Genomic DNA, 17770 nt, shown 5'->3' with positions numbered 1-17770 from the left:
ATAAAAAAGGCGGGATAACCCGCCTGTTTGAGCATTACTCGATATTTGATTCGATAAACCACAGGAACTTATCAAGGTCACGCGATGCGGCAGTAAAGATATCAGCCGTATCTTCATCTTTCACTTCACTGATGGCTTTACGCGTATCGTTAGCCACGACGGCATAACGGTCAGCCAGCGCTTTCAGGTGATCCTGTACGCTGTGAATATTCAGCGGATAGCTTTTCAGCGGTGACTTGTCGTTAACCACCTGCGTGGTGCCCAGCGCAACGCCGCCCAGCTGTACCACACGTTCTGCAATGGTGTCCTGGTGATCGGTAATAGCGGTACGGAAGCCATCCAGCATTTCATGTACGCCAATGAAGTTCGCGCCACGCATGTTCCAGTGCGCCTGCTTGGTGATCAGCGACAGGTCAATAAATTCCACGACCAGACGGTTGAGCACCTCGATGGTAGCTTTCTTCTCGCTATCAGCCACGTCATTGCGGGTATAAATCAGATCGGAAGATTTTGTTTTAACCAGTTTTGCGGTACTCATCATTAATGTCCTCTTATTGATGGTTGTCCTAATCAAGCACGGGAATAAGTATAGCAGCAGTTTTTCACTCTGCAGGATTGATTAAATCAATGACAGGAATAGCTAAAGCTTAATGTTACGTCGTGAAAATAAAGATTTTATTAAAATGCATAAAAATCAATACCTTATTTCATATGTTAATTATTTTTCTATCATGTTGCAAAATAATAACAGCTTACCGTGTGGCTATTTAAGAAATGATAATGAGAATTTGTCTATATACAGCCGGTTAAATAACCGGCTGACCTGTACGGCTTATTGCGGCGTGTTGATATCCACTTCATTTATATGTGCCGCTTTCTGTTTCATGGTGAGCGTCGAGCCAGCAGATGCGGCGATGATCGCCAGCAGCGCCAGCCATTGCTGTAGCGTCAGCAGCTCGCCGAGGAACAGCATGCCGGAGAGCGCGGCCATCGCCGGTTCCAGACTCATCAGCGTACCGAAAATGCGCGCCGGCAGACGCGTCAGCGCCATCATTTCCAGCGAGTACGGAATGGCGCTGGAGAGCAGGGCGATGAGCAGCGCCAGCGGCAGAATTTCCCACTGCCAGATACCGGGCGCGGCAAAGGTCAGACCGAGCGGCACAAAAATCACTGAGGCGATCAGTGAGCCCATTGCCACCGTGGCCGGGCCGTGTTCGGCGCCTGCCCGCTGGCCCGCCAGAATATACACCGCCCAGCAGGCGCCGGCACCCACGGCCAGCAGCGCGCCGGTGGGATCGATATGGCTGAGGCCATGACCAATCGGCAGCAGGAACCACAGGCCGGTGACCGCCAGCAGCACCCAGAGAAAATCCAGCGGACGGCGTGCGCCGGCCAGCGCCAGCGTCAGCGGGCCGAGAAACTCCAGCCCCACCGCCACGCCCAGCGGCACAGTGCGGATCGAGAGATAGAACAGGTAATTCATGCAGCCCAGCGCCAGTCCATACATCAGCAGCGGTTTGCGCTGCTTTGCACTGAAGCGCAGGCGCCAGGGTTTGAAAATCGCGCACAGGATGAGCGTGCCCAGTCCCAGACGCAGCGCGGTAATGCCAGGCGCACCGACGGTGGGAAATAGCGATTTCGCCAGCGATGCGCCGCCCTGCAGCGACAGCATGGCGATCAGTAATACGGCAACCGGCAGCACTACCGGCGCCAGTTTGGGGTGGGAAAGAGGTGCAGACATCCTGTGATCAATTCCTGTGATGATGAATAACCAGGCAACGGGTAGCCAGTGTAAAGCAATCGGTGGGAAATAAGGAGGCGGCTGAGGCAATGATGCGGGGTTTCTGTCGCCGCTTTATCATCGGGCGCGACCGCCTCGCATCATCTGGCGTCAGTGACGACTCATTCACACCGCTTTTCGGGCGAAATTTCCGGCGAATAAAGCGCGACGACGGGAAAAATGCACTAGCGGCTGGCTGAAAAAACACCATTTTCAGGGCCATTTCCGTAAAGAAATGTCAGGTTAGTTTAGGAATTTACTTAAACCGATAATTTTCTGTGCGCAGGATTATTGCAGAAAGATGATGCTTTTTATAAGAAAAATGAATGACATACGAAAGTTCATTAACTTTCTGTTACACCAAACAATCTGTTAGACAACAAAATGCGGGCAGAGTTTCTTGCTAAGTTTTGTTATATTTTTAGCGTTGTCAGGAGAGAAGTATATTCACATTTGAGGTGGTTATGAAAAAAATTGCATGTCTTTCAGCACTGGCTTGTGTACTGGCAGTTTCCGCTGGTTCCGCCATGGCACAGAGCACCGTTTCTGCCGGCTACGCGCAGAGCGACTATCAGGGCGTTGCTAACAAAGCTAACGGCTTCAACCTGAAATACCGCTACGAAGACGGTTCTAACCCACTGGGTTGGATCGGTTCTTTCACCTACACCGAAAAAGATCGCACTGAAGATGGCGTGTACAACAAAGGTCAGTACTACGGCATCACCGGTGGTCCGGCTTACCGTCTGAACGACTGGGCCAGCATCTACGGCGTAGTAGGTATCGGCTACGGCAAATACCAGCAGAACCAGACTGCCGGTCAGTCTAAAACCGACAGCAGCGACGTAGGCTTCTCTTACGGCGCAGGTATGCAGTTCAACCCAATCCAGAACGTTGCTCTGGACGTGGGCTACGAGCAGAGCCGCATCCGTAACGTCGACGTGGGCACCTGGATTGCTGGCGTAGGTTACAGCTTCTAAGTTTTTGCTTAGACCAGAGTTGCACAGAAACGGCCCTTTACGGGCCGTTTTTTTATGCCTGCAAACGCTGCCGTGAAGGGCGTTTTTCGCAGGCAAAATAAAACCCGCTGCAGGCAGCGGGTCAGACTGTGAAGCCCTGAGGAAACTCAGCCGCGCCAGATCAGATTCGGGCAGGGCTGCGCGGCGATTTTTTTGCCGGTCAGTTTCTCAAGCAGCATCAGGCGCAGGGCAAAAGGCGAGCGGCTAAACAGACACAACAGCGACTTCAGCTCAAAAGCCGGTTTGCTTTGTACGGTCTGGAAGCATTTGCCGCAGTCAAGGCAGCTTTTCATCGTGCTCATCTTTACCTCCTGGAAAACGGGTAACCCAACAGTAAGCACAGCCCTGCAATAAACAGCAGGAAAAGGAGCAGCAACAGCCAGGGTTCGTTCATCGTTGCCTCCTTTGTAGGCTATTCGCTTACAACATGTACAAAGATAGCACTGGCTATACTCTTTAGCCAACACTATTCAGGAAAAATTTGTGCTTATTTGTGCCTGGTTTACAATGAGCGCAGCCAGCCCGCACCGCAGGTAAAGTGCGGCAGATAATAAAGAGGAAGCTGAATGAGTCGTCGTGCGAAAAGCGCCACCCACATGCCCCAGGGGCCGCTGAAAGATATTGAGGAGCATGTCGAAGGATTTCGCCAGGTACGCGAAGCGCATCGCCGTGAGCTGATTGATGATTACGTTGAGTTAATCTCTGATTTAATTCGTGAATTTGGCGAGGCGCGCCAGGTCGACATGGCGGCACGCCTGGGCGTTTCGCAGCCGACCGTGGCCAAAATGCTGAAGCGTCTCAGTACCACCGGTCTGGTTGAGCAGGTGCCGTATCGCGGCGTGTTCCTCACTCCGGAAGGCGAGAAGCTGGCTGAAGCCAGCCGCGTGCGCCATCATATCGTTGAAACCTTTCTGCTGGCGCTGGGCGTCAGCCCGGAAACCGCCCGCCGGGATTCCGAAGGGCTCGAGCATCACGTCAGTGATGAAACCCTCGCCGTGTTCCAGAAATTTTACGAGAATCGCTAACCTACAAGGCCTTCTGCCATCATGCCCATCGTGCTTCGTTCCTTAATGCGTGACCGCGTGTTGCATTTACTGTTGCTGTTGGGCGTGATTTTGTTGCCGCTGGCGGATTTCCGCTGGCCGCAGCTGCCCGCCGCCGTTGACTGGCACACCATCATGACGCTCACCGGTTTGCTGATGCTGACAAAAGGGCTGGAAAACAGCGGCTATTTTGATGTGCTCGGTGCGCGGCTGGCGCAGGGCTTCCAGCACGAACGCACGCTGGCGCTGTTTATGGTGTGTGCGGCGGCGCTGCTCTCGACCTTCCTGACCAATGATGTGGCGCTGTTTATCCTGGTGCCGCTTACGCTGACGCTGCGCAAGTTCTCGCGCCTGCCCATCTCCCGGCTGATCATCTTTGAAGCGCTGGCGGTCAACGCCGGCTCGTTGCTGACGCCGGTCGGCAACCCGCAAAACATCCTGCTGTGGAGCCACGGCACGCTCAGCGTGGCCGGTTTTATCGGTCAGATGGCGCCGCTGGCGGCGATGCTGATGCTGACGCTGGTGGTGTTGACGTGGTTTAGCTTCCCGGCGCGCAGCATTGAGAAGCATGATGCTCCGGGCAACCAGCAGTGGCAGAAACCGCTGTTTATCGTCAGCGTCCTGCTGTACGTGGTATTTATCGTCGCGCTGGAGCTGAAACTCACCGGCTGGGCGCTGCTGCTGGTGGCGGGCTGTTTTCTGCTGATGGCGCGACAGGTGCTGGCGACCATCGACTGGAGCCTGCTGCTGGTGTTCGTGGCGATGTTCATTGATGTCTTTTTACTGATGCACCTGCCAGTTCTGCAGCCGCATTTTGCCGCCATCGGTCAGCTGGGCGAGGGGGGTATCTATCTGCTGGCGATTGGCCTGTCACAGGTGATCAGCAACGTGCCGGCCACTATTCTGCTGTTACAAAAAGTCCCGCCTTCCGAAGTGCTGGCCTGGGCGGTGAATATCGGCGGCTTTGGCCTGCTGCCGGGATCGCTGGCCAACCTGATTGCGCTGCGCATGGCACAGGACGCCAAAGTGTGGTGGCGTTTCCATCTGTTTTCCCTGCCGATGCTTGCCTGGTCGATGCTGTGCGGCTGGCTGTTGTTACAGCTGCTGCGTTAACCCTGACCAACCTGTCCGCCTTTGCAAGACGCGCTGATTTATCAGCGCGTTAAGTGATGTGGCAGAAAATGCGTCGGATGTTAGCTTATGTAAAGTTACACTGGCATTTGTCAATTTCCCATCTAAGGTTAAGTTGACCGTTTCGCCCGGGGATCGGGATTACCAGCCAGTGATGACAAATTATGAGTGAAAACCACAATCCGCCATCCGCCGATGAGCAAAAAGACAACAACACGTCAGATTCCAGTCAGGATAACGAGCAATCACCCCGTAAACGCCCCGGCAAAAAGCCGCTGATCATTCTGGCGATTGTGGTGGTGATTATGCTGCTGGTGGGATTCTGGTTCTGGTTTAGCACGCGCAACATTGAAACCACCGACGATGCGTTCACCGAAGGCGATGCCGTGACCATCGCGCCCAAAGCGTCGGGCTACGTGGTGCAGCTGCTGGTAAAAGATAACCAGCGCGTGAAGAAGGGCGATCTGCTGGTGCTGATCGACCCGCGTGATAACGCCGCACAGCGCGATCAGGCCAAAGCACAGCTTGGTCTGGCACAGGCGCAGCTGCATCAGGCGCAGGCGCAGCTGGCGCTGGCACGGGTGCAATATCCGGCGCAGCGCGATCAGGCGCTGGCCGACCAGGCGCGGGCGCAGGCCAATTTACTCAATGCGCAGGCGGATTACCGTCGTCAGCGCGGGGTTGACCCGCGCGCAACCTCGCAGCGCAATATCGATACCGCCGCCGCGCAGTTACGCTCGGCTGAAGCGCAGCTGCAGAGCGCCAAAGCGCAGGTCGAAGTGGCCTCGCAGGTGCAGTTGCAGATTCGCCAGCAGGAAACCAATGTTGAAGCGCGGCAGCAGCAGGTCGAGCAAGCCCGGGCTCAGCTCAACACTGCCGAGCTTAACCTCTCATACACCGAAGTACGCGCGCCGTATGACGGTTTCGTCACCAAACGCAACGTGCAGCCCGGTACGCTGGTACAGGCCGGCAGCGCGCTGTTTTCGCTGGTATCGCCGGATATCTGGATCACCGCCAACTTCAAAGAGTCGCAGCTGGCACGCATGAATCCGGGCGATAAAGTGGAGATTGGCGTTGATGCCTGGCCGGACATGAAGCTGGAAGGGCACGTCGATAGCGTGCAGATGGGCTCCGGCTCGCGCTTCTCTACCTTCCCGGCCGAGAACGCCACCGGTAACTACGTGAAGATTGTGCAACGCGTGCCGGTGAAAATTGTGATTGATAAAGGGCTCGACCCGAATCATCCGCTGCCGCTTGGCCTGTCGGTTGAACCGAAGGTGACGGTGGAATGAGTGCGAGCGAAAGCTGGCGTCCGGCCAGCAATCCCTGGCTGGTTGCCATCACGGTAACGCTGGCGGTGTTCATGGAAATTCTGGATACCACCATCGTTAACGTCGCGCTGCCGCACATCGCCGGGTCGCTGTCATCCAGCTACGATGAATCCACCTGGGTACTGACCTCCTATCTGGTTGCCAACGGCATTGTGTTGCCGATCTCGGCCTTTTTCAGCCGCCTGTTTGGGCGCAAGCAGTTCTTCCTGATCTGCATCGTGATGTTTACCATCTGCTCCTTCCTGTGCGGCATTGCCACCGAGCTGTGGCAAATCATTCTTTTCCGCGTACTGCAGGGCTTCTTCGGCGGCGGGCTGCAACCGGTGCAGCAGTCGGTGCTGCTGGATTACTTCAAGCCGGAAGACCGCGGCAAGGCTTTTGGCCTGTCATCGATTGCCATTATTGTCGCGCCGGTCATTGGCCCGACGCTCGGTGGCTGGATCACCGATAACTACAGCTGGCGCTGGGTGTTCTTTATCAATATTCCGGTGGGGATTCTCACGGTGCTGGCGATCTATCAGCTGCTGGAAGATCCGCCGTGGGAGCGCAAGTGGGCGAAGGGCCGGCTGAAAATCGACTATATCGGTATCAGCCTGATTACCCTGGGTCTCGGCTGTTTGCAGGTGTTCCTTGATCGCGGTGAAGATGAAGACTGGTTCGCTTCACACTTCATTCGCCTGTTTGCCATGCTGGCGGCCGTCGGCATCGTCGGTGCGGTTTACTGGCTGCTGTATGCGCGCAAGCCGGTGGTGGATATCACGGTGATGAAGGATCGCAACTTCTGGGTGGCCGGTCTGCTGATGGCGGGCATGGCGATGATTCTTTATGGCAGCTCGGTGGTGTTACCGCAGCTGGCGCAGCAGGATCTCGGTTATACCGCCACCTGGTCCGGGCTGGTGCTGTCGCCCGGCGCGGTCCTGATCGTGCTCACCATCCCGCTGGTGCTGAAGCTGATGCCGATTGTGCAGACGCGCTACATCATCGCCTTTGGCTTTACCTGTCTGGCGCTGGCCTTCTTCTATTCCAGCACCCTGACGCCCAACGTGGATTTCACCACGCTGGTGCTGATGCGCAGCGCGCAGTCGATTGGCCTCGGCTTCCTGTTTGTGCCGCTCACCACCATTGCCTTTATCACCGTGCCGCAGCGCCTGAATGCGGATGCCTCCGCGCTGTTCACCATGTTCCGTAACGTGGCCGGTTCGATCGGCATCTCGCTGGCCACTGCTGGCATCACCGAACGTGAACAGGTGCGATCGGCCCACATGGTGCACAACATGTCGCCGCTCAATGAGCAGTTCAACCTCACGCTGCAGCACTGGGCGCAGGCGATTCGTGACTTTACCAGTGCGGTGGGCGATCCGCTGACGCTGGCCAGCGGTCAGCTCTATCAGGAGATGATTGCCCAGGCGCGTATTCTGGCTTACATCGACGTGTTCATGGGCCTGAGCATTGTCGCCGTGCTATTGATTCCTTTTTGTTGGTTGCTTTCGCCGATCAAGAGCGAAGGCAGTGCAGGAGCACATTAACATGATCACCTCTTCGCGCGTTACGCCGTCGCTGACGCTGCTGGCGCTGTCCATGCTGCTGGCGGGTTGTGCCGTCGGGCCCGATTATCAGCCGCCGCAGGCGCACACGCCCGGTAGCTACCGTGATTTGCCCTCTCAGGAAGCTTCAAAACCGCTGGCGTCCGCGACCAATCCTTCATGGTGGAAAAGCTTTAACGACCCGCAGCTCGATAGCCTGATTGAGCGCGCCATCGCCGGCAACCTGACGCTGCAACAATCGGTGCTTCGCATCGCCGGTGCGCGCGAACAGCTGGCGCAGGCACGTGGCGGGCTGTTCCCGTCGCTTAACGGCTCCGCCAAAGTGACGCGTCAGCAGCTCGGCCTGAAAGGCATGCTGAAATCCAACGGGGTGTACGATCAGGTGGATGATGACGTGGCAGATCAGCTCAACGGTCTGACCCATTCGGTCACGCTGTATCAGGGCAGCTTTGACGCCAGCTGGGAACTGGATTTATGGGGCAAGGTAAGACGCCAGATGGAGATGGCGGACGCGCAGCAGCAGGCGGCGATTGAGCAGCGTAACGATGCGCTGGTGTCGCTGGAAGCCGAGGTCGCGCGCGCGTATCTGCAGCTGCGCGGCGCGCAGGCGGTGCTGGCGACGCTGCAACAGCAAATCAACGTGGCGCAGCAAACCTGGGAGCTGACGCAGAGCCAGCAGCGTAACGGTCTGGCGCCGCTCACCGACGTTGAGAATGCCCGTGCGCAGCTGGCCTCCCTTAACGCGCAGCTGCCACAGTATCAGGCCCAGGAACGTCAGGCGATGAACGGGCTGGCAGTGCTGCTGGGCAAAACGCCGGGCGCGCTGGATAACGAACTGATGAGCAGCAAAGCGCTGCCGGCGTTGCCGAAGCTGGTGGCGGTGGGCATTCCCTCGACGCTGGCGCGTCGTCGTCCGGATATCCGCCAGGCTGAAGCGAATCTGCATGCGCAGACCGCCAATATCGGCGTATCAGTCGCGAACCTGTTCCCCAGCCTGTCGCTCACCGGGCAGCTGGGCGTGCGTAACACCGATGCCAGCTACCTTGACGACTGGAGCAGCCACTTCTTCAGCGTCGGCCCGGCGCTGTCGATCCCGATTTTTCAGGGCGGACGTCTGGTTTCCAGCGTGAAACTGGCGCGCGCGCAGCAGGCGAGCGCGGCGCTCGATTATCGCCAGACGGTATTGACGGCGCTGCAGGATGTGGAAAATGCGCTGGTCAGCTACCGCGCCGATCAGCAACAGGTTACTGCGCTGGATGAGACCACTGGCGCACTGCAGCGCGCCTTTGACCTCGCCAGTGACAGTTACAAACAGGGCATCTCTACCTTCCTTGAGGTGCTGGATGCTCAGCGTCAGCTGGCACAGTCGCAGGCGCAATCCACCCAGGCGCGCATGCAAAGCGCGCTGGACCTGGTAGCGCTGTATAAAGCGCTGGGTGGCGGCTGGGAGCCGTATCAGCAGGTGACGCTGCCGGACTATGACGTTTTTGGTCCGGCCACCGCAGTCAATTAATCTGACATCGCTGACCGCATCCACGGCGTGCGGTCAGCGCCTTCCGTGAAATAAATATTCTCCCTTCTGTTTGTTGTGCAAAATTTGCACTGCCTTCTCTGCGCCCTGAATCAGGTTGTGTGATCGTTATCTCAATTAAAGGCAAAGAGAATGACCCGTGGCGCAAAATTTAAATTTCATATTTATTCATTGTGGTGGAAATAATCTATTTTAAGGCTTCTTATCTCAGGAAAGGAGTTGGTTATGTCCCGCGAAACCTGGATGACGCCTAATCCGGCATCAGGGCCAAACAGCAGCACGCGCACCGAGCCTTTTGTGAAAGTCATTGCGCTGATTGCCACCCTCGGTGGTTTGCTGTTTGGCTACGACACCGGCGTGATCTCCGGCGCACTGTTATTCATGGGCGACGATCTGCATCTCACCCCATTTACCACCGGGCTGGTGACCAGCAGTCTGCTGTTTGGCGCGGCGTTTGGCGCACTGGCTTCCGGTCACTTTGCCGCCGCGGTCGGGCGGAGAAAAATTATTCTGGTACTGGCGATTATTTTTGCACTCGGCGCGCTGGGTACAGCACTGGCACCCGATGTCAGCTGGATGATTTTCTTCCGCCTGGTCCTTGGCGTGGCCGTGGGTGGTGCGTCCGCCACCGTACCGGTGTATATCGCCGAAATGGCACCGGCCAACAAACGGGGTCAGCTGGTGACCATGCAGGAGCTGATGATCGTTTCCGGCCAGATGCTGGCCTATATGTCGAACGCCGGCTTCAACGCGGCCTGGGGGGGCGACACGACCTGGCGCTGGATGCTGGCGGTCGCCACGCTACCGGCGGTGCTGCTGTGGTTCGGGATGATGTTTATGCCGGACACGCCGCGCTGGTATGCCATGAAAGGCCGTCTCGCTGAGGCGCGCAAGGTTCTGGAACGCACCCGCGCGCGCGAAGACGTTGAGTGGGAGATGATGGAGATCGAAGAGACGCTATCGGACGAGCAACAGCAGCGTCCGCGTCTGCGGGAACTGCGCCAGCCATGGCTGATCAAACTGTTCCTGATCGGTATCGGTATTGCCGCCATCCAGCAACTGACCGGCGTGAATACTATCATGTACTACGCGCCGACCATGCTGAAAGCGGTGGGGATGAGCAATGACGCTGCGCTGTTTGCCACCATTGCCAATGGCGCGGTATCGGTATTAATGACCTTTGTGGGGATCTGGCTGCTGGGGCGCATCGGTCGCCGCACCATGACGATGATAGGTCAGTTTGGTTGTACCGCCTGTCTGGTGTTTATTGGCACCGTCAGTTACCTGATGCCGGAAACAGTTAACGGTCAGCCGGATATCTTGCGCAGTTATATGGTGCTGCTGGGTATGCTGATGTTTCTGAGTTTCCAGCAGGGCGCGTTATCGCCGGTCACCTGGCTGCTGCTGTCAGAAATTTTCCCCACACGGTTACGCGGTATTTTTATGGGCGGCGCGGTATTTGCGTTGTGGATCGCCAATTTTCTTATTTCTCTGCTGTTCCCGGTTCTGCTGGCGTCGGTTGGCTTATCCGGCGCGTTCTTTATTTTCGCGCTGATTGGCATAGGCGGCGCGATTTTTGTTATTCGCTGGGTACCGGAAACACGCCATCGTTCGCTGGAGCAGATTGAACATTATTTGCACGACCGGCTGTCTGATGCGCCGGCGCCCCAGCTATTGCGACCGGCAGTGAAGAAAAGCGGATAACCACAGACATACGATTTTTGCATGATGGCCGGTTAACAACCGGCCTTTTTTTATTTATTTAATGGCAAAATGAGATATTGCTCGCATCTGTGACGCCAATGCCATCCGCGTTAAAAAGGGATTTTACTTACACTATTAATGTTTTTTTACCTTTATGCTGACTACTGCCTCAGCGCACAATAAGCGCTAAACGCTTGTTTCCTACGCGTGAATAAGCAATGAAATCGATTCCAGTTCCAGCCGATGGTACTGAACCGCTGATGTTAATTCACCGTTAATTCACGCCGCACATTGGGTTTAAACGCGCCTGCCAGGAATATGCTAATCCATTCGGATTAATCCGGTCTGCAAAATTAATTTATTTTTTTATTTGAATTGGGTAATCTTGCCACTACAGTTTATTTAACCCCCTTAAGCAAGGACATTGTGATGAGTGACGCATTTAAAGTTCTGAACAACATTCGCACATTACGTGCACAGGCTCGTGAACTGCCACTGAGCGATCTGGAAGAAATTCTGGAAAAATTAACCGTCGTGGTGACTGAGCGCCGCGACGAAGTTGAAGCGGAAGAAGCGCAGAACCGCGAAAAAGAAGAGAAGCTGTCTAAATACCGTGAAATGCTGCTGGCAGACGGTATCGACCCGAACGAATTACTGGGTGCACTGGAAACCGGTAAAAAACGCGCCAAGCGTGCGCCGCGTCCGGCGAAATATTCTTACACCGACGAAAACGGTGAAGAGAAATCATGGACCGGTCAGGGCCGTACCCCAGCTGCGATTAAAAAAGCGCTGGATGCAGGTAAAAGCCTCGACAGCTTCCTGATCAAATAATCTGCACAATCCTTGTAAGCGGGAGCCGGAGGCGTCAGCGTCTCCGGCTTTTTTATTGGCCTCGCTCCGGGCACGGGCGGCGGTTCACTTCCCGCGCCGTGGATAACCTGTCCGGCACGGTCGCAATTATTTTACCTCTGGCAACAAGGTGTTCTCCGCCTTGCCTCTGCGTATCCGGGTGCAGAGGTGGCTCATCCAGGCCGCTTCTGGCATAATGCCCGCTGTTTTTTCCTCCACTGCGTAACAAAGGTCAATGCCGTGTTAGTTTCCAGCAATATCACTATGCAGTTCGGCAGTAAGCCACTGTTTGAGAATATCTCCGTTAAATTTGGCGGCGGTAATCGTTACGGTTTAATCGGTGCGAACGGCAGCGGTAAATCGACCTTCATGAAAATACTGGGCGGCGACCTGGTTCCGACTAACGGAAATGTTTCCCTCGACCCTAATGAGCGCATCGGTAAGCTTCGCCAGGATCAGTTTGCTTTCGAGCAATATAGCGTGCTGGATACCGTGATTATGGGGCACCAGGAATTGTGGGCGGTGAAGCAGGAGCGCGATCGCATATATGCCTTGCCGGAAATGAGCGAAGAGGAAGGCTATAAAGTCGCCGACCTTGAGGTCGCCTACGGTGAAATGGACGGTTACAGTGCCGAATCACGCGCCGGAGAATTATTACTCGGCGTGGGCATTCCGGTGGAGCAGCATTACGGTCCGATGAGTGAAATTGCCCCAGGCTGGAAATTGCGTGTGCTGCTGGCGCAGGCATTATTTGCTAACCCGGATATTTTGTTACTCGACGAACCGACCAACAACCTGGATATTGACACCATTCGCTGGCTGGAGCAGGTGCTTAACGAACGCGACAGTACCATGATCATCATTTCGCATGACCGTCACTTCCTGAATATGGTGTGTACGCACATGGCGGATCTGGATTACGGTGAGCTGCGCGTTTATCCCGGCAATTATGACGAATATATGACGGCGGCGACCCAGGCGCGCGAGCGTTTATTAGCGGATAACGCCAAGAAGAAAGCGCAAATTGCCGATCTGCAATCCTTCGTTAGTCGCTTTAGCGCCAACGCCTCAAAATCGCGTCAGGCCACCTCGCGCGCGAAGCAGATTGATAAAATCAAACTGGATGAGGTAAAAGCCTCCAGCCGTCAGAACCCGTATATTCGTTTCGAGCAGGATAAAAAGCTGTTCCGTAATGCGCTGGAAGTGGAAGCACTGACCAAAGGATTTGATAACGGTCCGCTGTTTAAAAATCTTAACCTGCTGCTGGAAGTGGGTGAGAAACTGGCTATCCTCGGCGCCAACGGTATTGGTAAATCCACGCTGCTGAAAACGCTGGTCGGCGAACTGCAGCCGGATAGCGGCACGGTGAAATGGTCGGAGAATGCGCGCATTGGTTACTACGCGCAGGATCACGCCGAAGATTTTGCTGACGACCTGAGCGTGTTCGACTGGATGAGCCAGTGGAAGCAGGAAGGCGACGACGAGCAGGCGGTGCGCAGTATTCTTGGTCGTCTGCTGTTCAGCCATGACGACATCAAGAAGCCAGCGAAAGTGCTGTCCGGTGGTGAGAAGGGCCGCATGCTGTTTGGCAAGCTGATGATGCAGAAGCCAAACATCCTGGTGATGGACGAACCGACTAACCACCTGGATATGGAGTCGATCGAGTCACTGAACATGGCGCTGGAGATGTACGAAGGCACGCTGATTTTCGTCTCGCACGACCGTGAGTTCGTCAGCTCGCTGGCGACGCGCGTCATCGAGATGAAAGGCGATCGCATCGTTGACTTCACCGGCAACTACGAAGATTACCTGCGCAGCCAGGGCATCGTATAACGGCGTAGCCGTTTAGCAGCCGCCATCATCAGCGGCGCAATTTATCGCCTGATAAATTGCGCCGCTCAGCAATACCTGACGCTTATGTCACGCCCCGGCGTTATCCCTCACGCTGGCCACACACTTCACATTGCGCATCCTGCGCCACTTTCAGGCTGCGAAACTCGGCGCTCATCGCATCGTACATCAGCAGTCGCGCGCTGGCCGGCTGGCCAAAGGCGCTTAGCACCTTTAGCGTTTCCATCGCCTGCATCGCACCTACCACGCCGACCAGCGGAGCCATCACGCCGGCTTCGACACAGCTCAGCGTCTGCTCGCCGAACAGGCGGCTGATGCAGCGGTAGCAGGGCTCGCCGGGCTGCCAGGTGAATACGCTGAGCTGGCCTTCCATGCGGATGGCTGCGCCGGAGATCAGCGGCACCCGATGCTGAAAACATCCACGGTTCACCTGTTCGCGCGTGGTAACATTGTCGCTGCAGTCCAGCACCGCATCGTGACGCGCAATCAGTTCGCCGAGCGCGGCTTCATCCAGCTGCGCATCGATCGGCTCCAGCGTGCAGTGCGGATTGAGCGCCGCCAGCTGCTGACGGGCCGAGGCGACTTTTGCCATGCCGATGCGCTCATCGCTGTGCAGAATCTGGCGCTGCAGATTACTCAGGCTGACGCGATCAAAATCCAGCAGCGTCAGATGACCGACGCCGGCGGCGGCAAGATAGGGCGCGGCAGCACAGCCCAGTCCGCCCAGGCCAACGATAAGTACCCGTGAGGCTTTCAGCCGTTCCTGGCCGTCGAAATCGAAGCCGCGCAGCACAATCTGCCGGTTGTAGCGCAGCATCTCTTCATCGCTCAGCTCTGTGTGCATTAGCCCTCCAGCAGGCTGTTGAAGGCCTCGACATCAACCCATTCGCCCGGCTCAACGTCACCGCGATCGCGCTCCAGCACAATAAAGCAGTCGGCCAGCGCAAAGGAACTGAACACGTGCGAGCCCTGCGCACCGGTGCTGCGCACTTCCAGTACGCCATCATCGCCGCGACTGAGGATGCCGCGCTGAAAATCGAGTCGGCCCGGCGCTTTCTTCAGACGCTGCGTTGCGCGCGCGCGCTGGCGCAGCGGCATGATGCGCGTGGTCTGGCCGGTCAGCGTGGCCAGCAGCGGCTGCACCAGCTGATAGAAGGTCACGGCCGCCGACACCGGATTGCCCGGCAACCCGCAGAACCAGCTGTTGGCCAGACGGCCAAAGGCAAACGGCTTGCCGGGCTTGATTGCCAGCTTCCAGAAGGTAATCGCGCCCAGCTCTTCGAGCATCGCTTTGGTGAAATCCGCCTCGCCCACTGACACGCCGCCGGTGCTGATCACCACATCGGCCTGGCGATCGGCTTCGCTGAAGGCCTGGCGCAGCTTCGCGGGATCATCAGCGATCACGCCAAGGTCGATCACCTCGCAGCCGAGTTTGCGCAGCATCAGCGCCACGGTGAAGCGGTTGGTGTCATAAATCTGGCCCTCGGCCAGCGGCTGGCCCACCGCCTGCAGTTCGTCACCGGTGGAGAAAATGGCCACGCGCAGCTTACGCAGCACGCTGACCTCCGCAATACCCAGCGACGCCAGCAGCGGCAGCTCCGCGGCACCGAGCCGCACGCCGGCATCCAGTACCTGCTTACCGGCCTGAATATCTTCCCCGATGCGGCGAATATTTTGCCCGGCACGCACTGGCGCGGTGATGACAATGCCGCCGTCATGCGATTCGGTTTGCTCCTGCATTACCACGGCGTCGCAGCCGGCGGGGACTGGTGCGCCGGTCATAATGCGAATCACGCTGCCGGCTGGCCACTCGCCATTAAACGAGGCGCCGGCAAACGCTTTGCCCGCTACCGGCAGCACGCGGTCAGCGGACAGGTCGCTCAGGCGCAGCGCGTAGCCGTCCATCGCGGAGTTATCGAACGGCGGCACGTCCAGCGGCGAAATCACCGGCTTCGCGGTAATGCGCCCGGCGGCATCGGCCAGCGCGACACTCAGGCAATCGCTAATCGGTTGCAGCTGCTGCAGCATTTTCTGCTGTGCGTCTTCAAGGGAAATCAGTCCGGCGGTAAAAGGTTCCATGTCCATCTCTGTCGGGTTAAAGGCGAATGCTGCTTATTATGGTGGCTGTTGTCGGCTGAGTCACATGCGAGATCAAAGGGAATGGAAATTAGTGCGCGGTGACGAATCCGCCGGCGAACATGCTTTGTTCAGACTGAAAGTGAGTATCATGTTAACAACCGTGCTGACGTTATGATGTGAGTGCGGCAGATACTTTCTTATGCACCAGTGACAGAAACGCGCCCGCAGTGGTATCCCAGTTGGCCGGAACAAACTCTCTTTTATAGCGGTCACGGAAATCAGATTCGACATCATCGCACTCTGCCAGAAACAGCTCGATGTCTGCCAGCATGGCGTGCAGGTTTCCTTTATGCGCTTCTCTGATATACGCCTCGATTTTGGGCTCGATCTCATCACCCGGTTCAAACAGGTCATAATCCTGCCCAAACCAGATGCCAATAAAATTATCCAGTTCACTGATACTGATACGGTCCATCATAACTCCGGGAAAGCGGTAATGATAAAGTAAGGTTTGCCGTTGTAGGGCTTAAAATCCAGTATGACGCGAACGGCGTAGCAGGTCTCAACTTCTTCACGCCCTTTACTCACGACTATACCAACCGGATGTGAAAAACGCCGACTCAGGCGCATACGGGCTTGTAAGCCTGGAGGGATATTTTTCACCCACATCTGAATTTGATGCTTATTATCTGCCAGCACCTTACTGATCAGTGCTTCCGCCTCGCTCAGAGACTTAAAGCTACTGGCTTCATCGAGACGAGGCCGGTTACGAAGCCTCACCCGCAGCTCATCCGGCGTTTTGCCGATATGTCGCTCAATCGTGTGCCCACCGGGTGCTCGCCCTGAGAGCGACTCATGCTCGGCGATTTTGACCCGCCCGGCACGCACCGCGATAACGCGCTCTGCTCCGGCTGCAAAGGCAAATGCCATCGGAATGGCGATATCTACCGTCAGGCCGACATTCATGGCGGTCTGACGGTCAGCGCCGAGCGATTCTGCGAGTGCCACGGCCGAATTAAACGTGTCGGTAGCGACCTGTCTGCCAGTCCATATCTGGCGCAGGCTGGCCTGAAGCGTGTCAAGACTGTGAGTGCCGACAAAGACGCAGCCAGCTTTGGTCAGCAAGGTGGGCTCAGGCACGACGCACAGCGCGCCAGCACCAAAAAGCTCAATCACCCCGCCAGCGAGCCTGAGCCCTCCAAAAATGCGGTTGCTGGTCGTTTCACCCTCGCTGACGCTGCGATCTGAAAGGACGGCTGCCAGCTGCACCGGGGAGATTGCAATCCTTACCCCTTTTTCATCTTCCACTGAATATTCCTTTTCATGAATGGGCCTTTAACTTACCCGATTTTTAACCGGCACTGAAGCCATACAGAAAGCAAGGTCAAATAGGTTGTTCACTGCCTTGCCGGTGCCAGACGTAAGCGCGCCAGTCATAATGTTAAGGTTGCTGCGTTCTCACCCTTAATTCACAAAAAAGCATAATCCACATTAAAAGGTTATGACCGCTGATACACTTTCTGCTTTACAAGCAGGGAGGGGCTTTCTATAGTCGAAAATTGCCAAAAAAAGATGAAAACCATTCTAAATCAGTGTTTTTGGCTCTGATTCCTTGACAGGGTAACGGTTATGGCTAAAGCAGTTATCGCAATTCACGGCGGCGCCGGCGCGATTACGCGTGCGGCAATGAGCGCCGAAAAAGAGCAGCACTATCGTCAGCAGCTGGCCGCGATTGTCAGCGCCGGCCAGCAGATTCTGGCTAGCGGCGGTAGCGCGCTGGATGCCGTGACCGAAGCGGTGCGGCTGCTGGAAGAGTGCCCGCTGTTCAATGCCGGCAGAGGTGCCGTGTTCACCCATCAGGGCACCCATGAACTGGATGCCAGCCTGATGGATGGCCGTACGCTGGACATC

17 protein-coding genes are annotated in these 17770 nt (G+C 56.3%); 10 read left to right on the top strand and 7 right to left on the bottom strand.

From position 1 onward, the window contains the following. Positions 1–34: 34 nt before the first annotated feature. Together dps and rhtA are read right to left on the bottom strand one after the other, a co-directional pair. Entirely contained in the window at positions 35–538 is a 504-nt protein-coding gene (gene dps / locus ERD80_RS15530; RefSeq protein ID WP_021508421.1) for a DNA starvation/stationary phase protection protein Dps, read from the bottom strand. A 294-nt stretch (positions 539–832) separates the two neighbouring features. Next, positions 833–1741: a threonine/homoserine exporter RhtA gene (gene rhtA, locus ERD80_RS15525; RefSeq protein WP_031279870.1), complete on the bottom strand. Its 909-nt coding sequence runs from the start codon at positions 1739–1741 to the stop codon at positions 833–835. 503 nt (positions 1742–2244) lie between these two features. Here rhtA and ompX point away from each other — a divergent pair. Next, complete coding sequence (gene ompX, locus ERD80_RS15520) at positions 2245–2757, top strand: outer membrane protein OmpX (RefSeq protein ID WP_031279869.1); 513 nt, start codon at positions 2245–2247, stop codon at positions 2755–2757. 146 nt (positions 2758–2903) lie between these two features. Here ompX and ERD80_RS15515 read toward each other — a convergent pair whose 3' ends face one another. Then, positions 2904–3098: a hypothetical protein gene (locus ERD80_RS15515; RefSeq protein WP_021508417.1), complete on the bottom strand. Its 195-nt coding sequence runs from the start codon at positions 3096–3098 to the stop codon at positions 2904–2906. Between the two features lie 264 nt (positions 3099–3362). Here ERD80_RS15515 and mntR point away from each other — a divergent pair, with 264 nt between their 5' ends. From mntR to ERD80_RS15475, 8 genes are all read left to right on the top strand, one after another. After that, on the top strand, positions 3363–3821 hold the full coding sequence (gene mntR, locus ERD80_RS15510; RefSeq protein WP_021508415.1) for a manganese-binding transcriptional regulator MntR: 459 nt from the start codon (positions 3363–3365) through the stop codon (positions 3819–3821). Positions 3822–3842: 21 nt separating this feature from the next. After that, positions 3843–4952 carry an SLC13 family permease gene (locus ERD80_RS15505; protein WP_136547535.1) on the top strand — a complete coding sequence of 370 codons (1110 nt, stop codon included), beginning with the start codon at positions 3843–3845 and terminating at the stop codon, positions 4950–4952. A gap of 182 nt (positions 4953–5134) precedes the next feature. Beyond that, positions 5135–6262, top strand: coding sequence for an HlyD family secretion protein (locus tag ERD80_RS15500; protein ID WP_021508413.1), 1128 nt, complete (start codon positions 5135–5137; stop codon positions 6260–6262). Next, complete coding sequence (locus tag ERD80_RS15495) at positions 6259–7827, top strand: DHA2 family efflux MFS transporter permease subunit (RefSeq protein ID WP_058757803.1); 1569 nt, start codon at positions 6259–6261, stop codon at positions 7825–7827. The genes ERD80_RS15500 and ERD80_RS15495 overlap by 4 nt, the downstream gene beginning before the upstream one ends. A 1-nt stretch (position 7828) precedes the next feature. Further along, complete coding sequence (locus ERD80_RS15490) at positions 7829–9358, top strand: efflux transporter outer membrane subunit (protein WP_021508411.1); 1530 nt, start codon at positions 7829–7831, stop codon at positions 9356–9358. A gap of 243 nt (positions 9359–9601) precedes the next feature. Beyond that, positions 9602–11080, top strand: a complete 1479-nt coding sequence (locus ERD80_RS15485; protein WP_058757802.1) for a sugar porter family MFS transporter — start codon at positions 9602–9604, stop codon at positions 11078–11080. Positions 11081–11509: 429 nt separating this feature from the next. Next, entirely contained in the window at positions 11510–11911 is a 402-nt protein-coding gene (locus ERD80_RS15480; protein ID WP_021508409.1) for an H-NS family nucleoid-associated regulatory protein, read from the top strand. Between the two features lie 258 nt (positions 11912–12169). Further along, positions 12170–13762, top strand: coding sequence for an ABC-F family ATPase (locus ERD80_RS15475; protein WP_031279866.1), 1593 nt, complete (start codon positions 12170–12172; stop codon positions 13760–13762). A 100-nt stretch (positions 13763–13862) separates the two neighbouring features. Here ERD80_RS15475 and moeB read toward each other — a convergent pair whose 3' ends face one another. The 4 genes from moeB to ERD80_RS15455 form a co-directional block, all read right to left on the bottom strand. Further along, positions 13863–14624 (bottom strand): molybdopterin-synthase adenylyltransferase MoeB, encoded by a 762-nt coding sequence (gene moeB, locus ERD80_RS15470; protein WP_058780835.1) that lies wholly within the window; start codon positions 14622–14624, stop codon positions 13863–13865. After that, complete coding sequence (moeA, locus tag ERD80_RS15465; protein ID WP_282183375.1) at positions 14624–15859, bottom strand: molybdopterin molybdotransferase MoeA; 1236 nt, start codon at positions 15857–15859, stop codon at positions 14624–14626. Before moeA ends, moeB begins: the two co-directional genes overlap by 1 nt. A 169-nt stretch (positions 15860–16028) precedes the next feature. After that, complete coding sequence (locus ERD80_RS15460) at positions 16029–16334, bottom strand: contact-dependent growth inhibition system immunity protein (RefSeq protein WP_021508405.1); 306 nt, start codon at positions 16332–16334, stop codon at positions 16029–16031. Continuing rightward, positions 16334–17167, bottom strand: a complete 834-nt coding sequence (locus ERD80_RS15455; protein ID WP_136547531.1) for an RNase A-like domain-containing protein — start codon at positions 17165–17167, stop codon at positions 16334–16336. Before ERD80_RS15455 ends, ERD80_RS15460 begins: the two co-directional genes overlap by 1 nt. A gap of 321 nt (positions 17168–17488) precedes the next feature. Here ERD80_RS15455 and ERD80_RS15450 point away from each other — a divergent pair. Then, on the top strand, positions 17489–17770 hold a 282-nt coding region (locus tag ERD80_RS15450), incomplete at its 3' end, for an isoaspartyl peptidase/L-asparaginase (protein ID WP_211145598.1).

It is taken from the genome of Pantoea sp. R102 (genome assembly GCF_004916815.1).
GTDB lineage: Bacteria > Pseudomonadota > Gammaproteobacteria > Enterobacterales > Enterobacteriaceae > Pantoea > Pantoea dispersa.
Note: the sequence above shows the minus strand (reverse complement) of the source record. Positions and strands in the feature narration are given on the sequence as shown.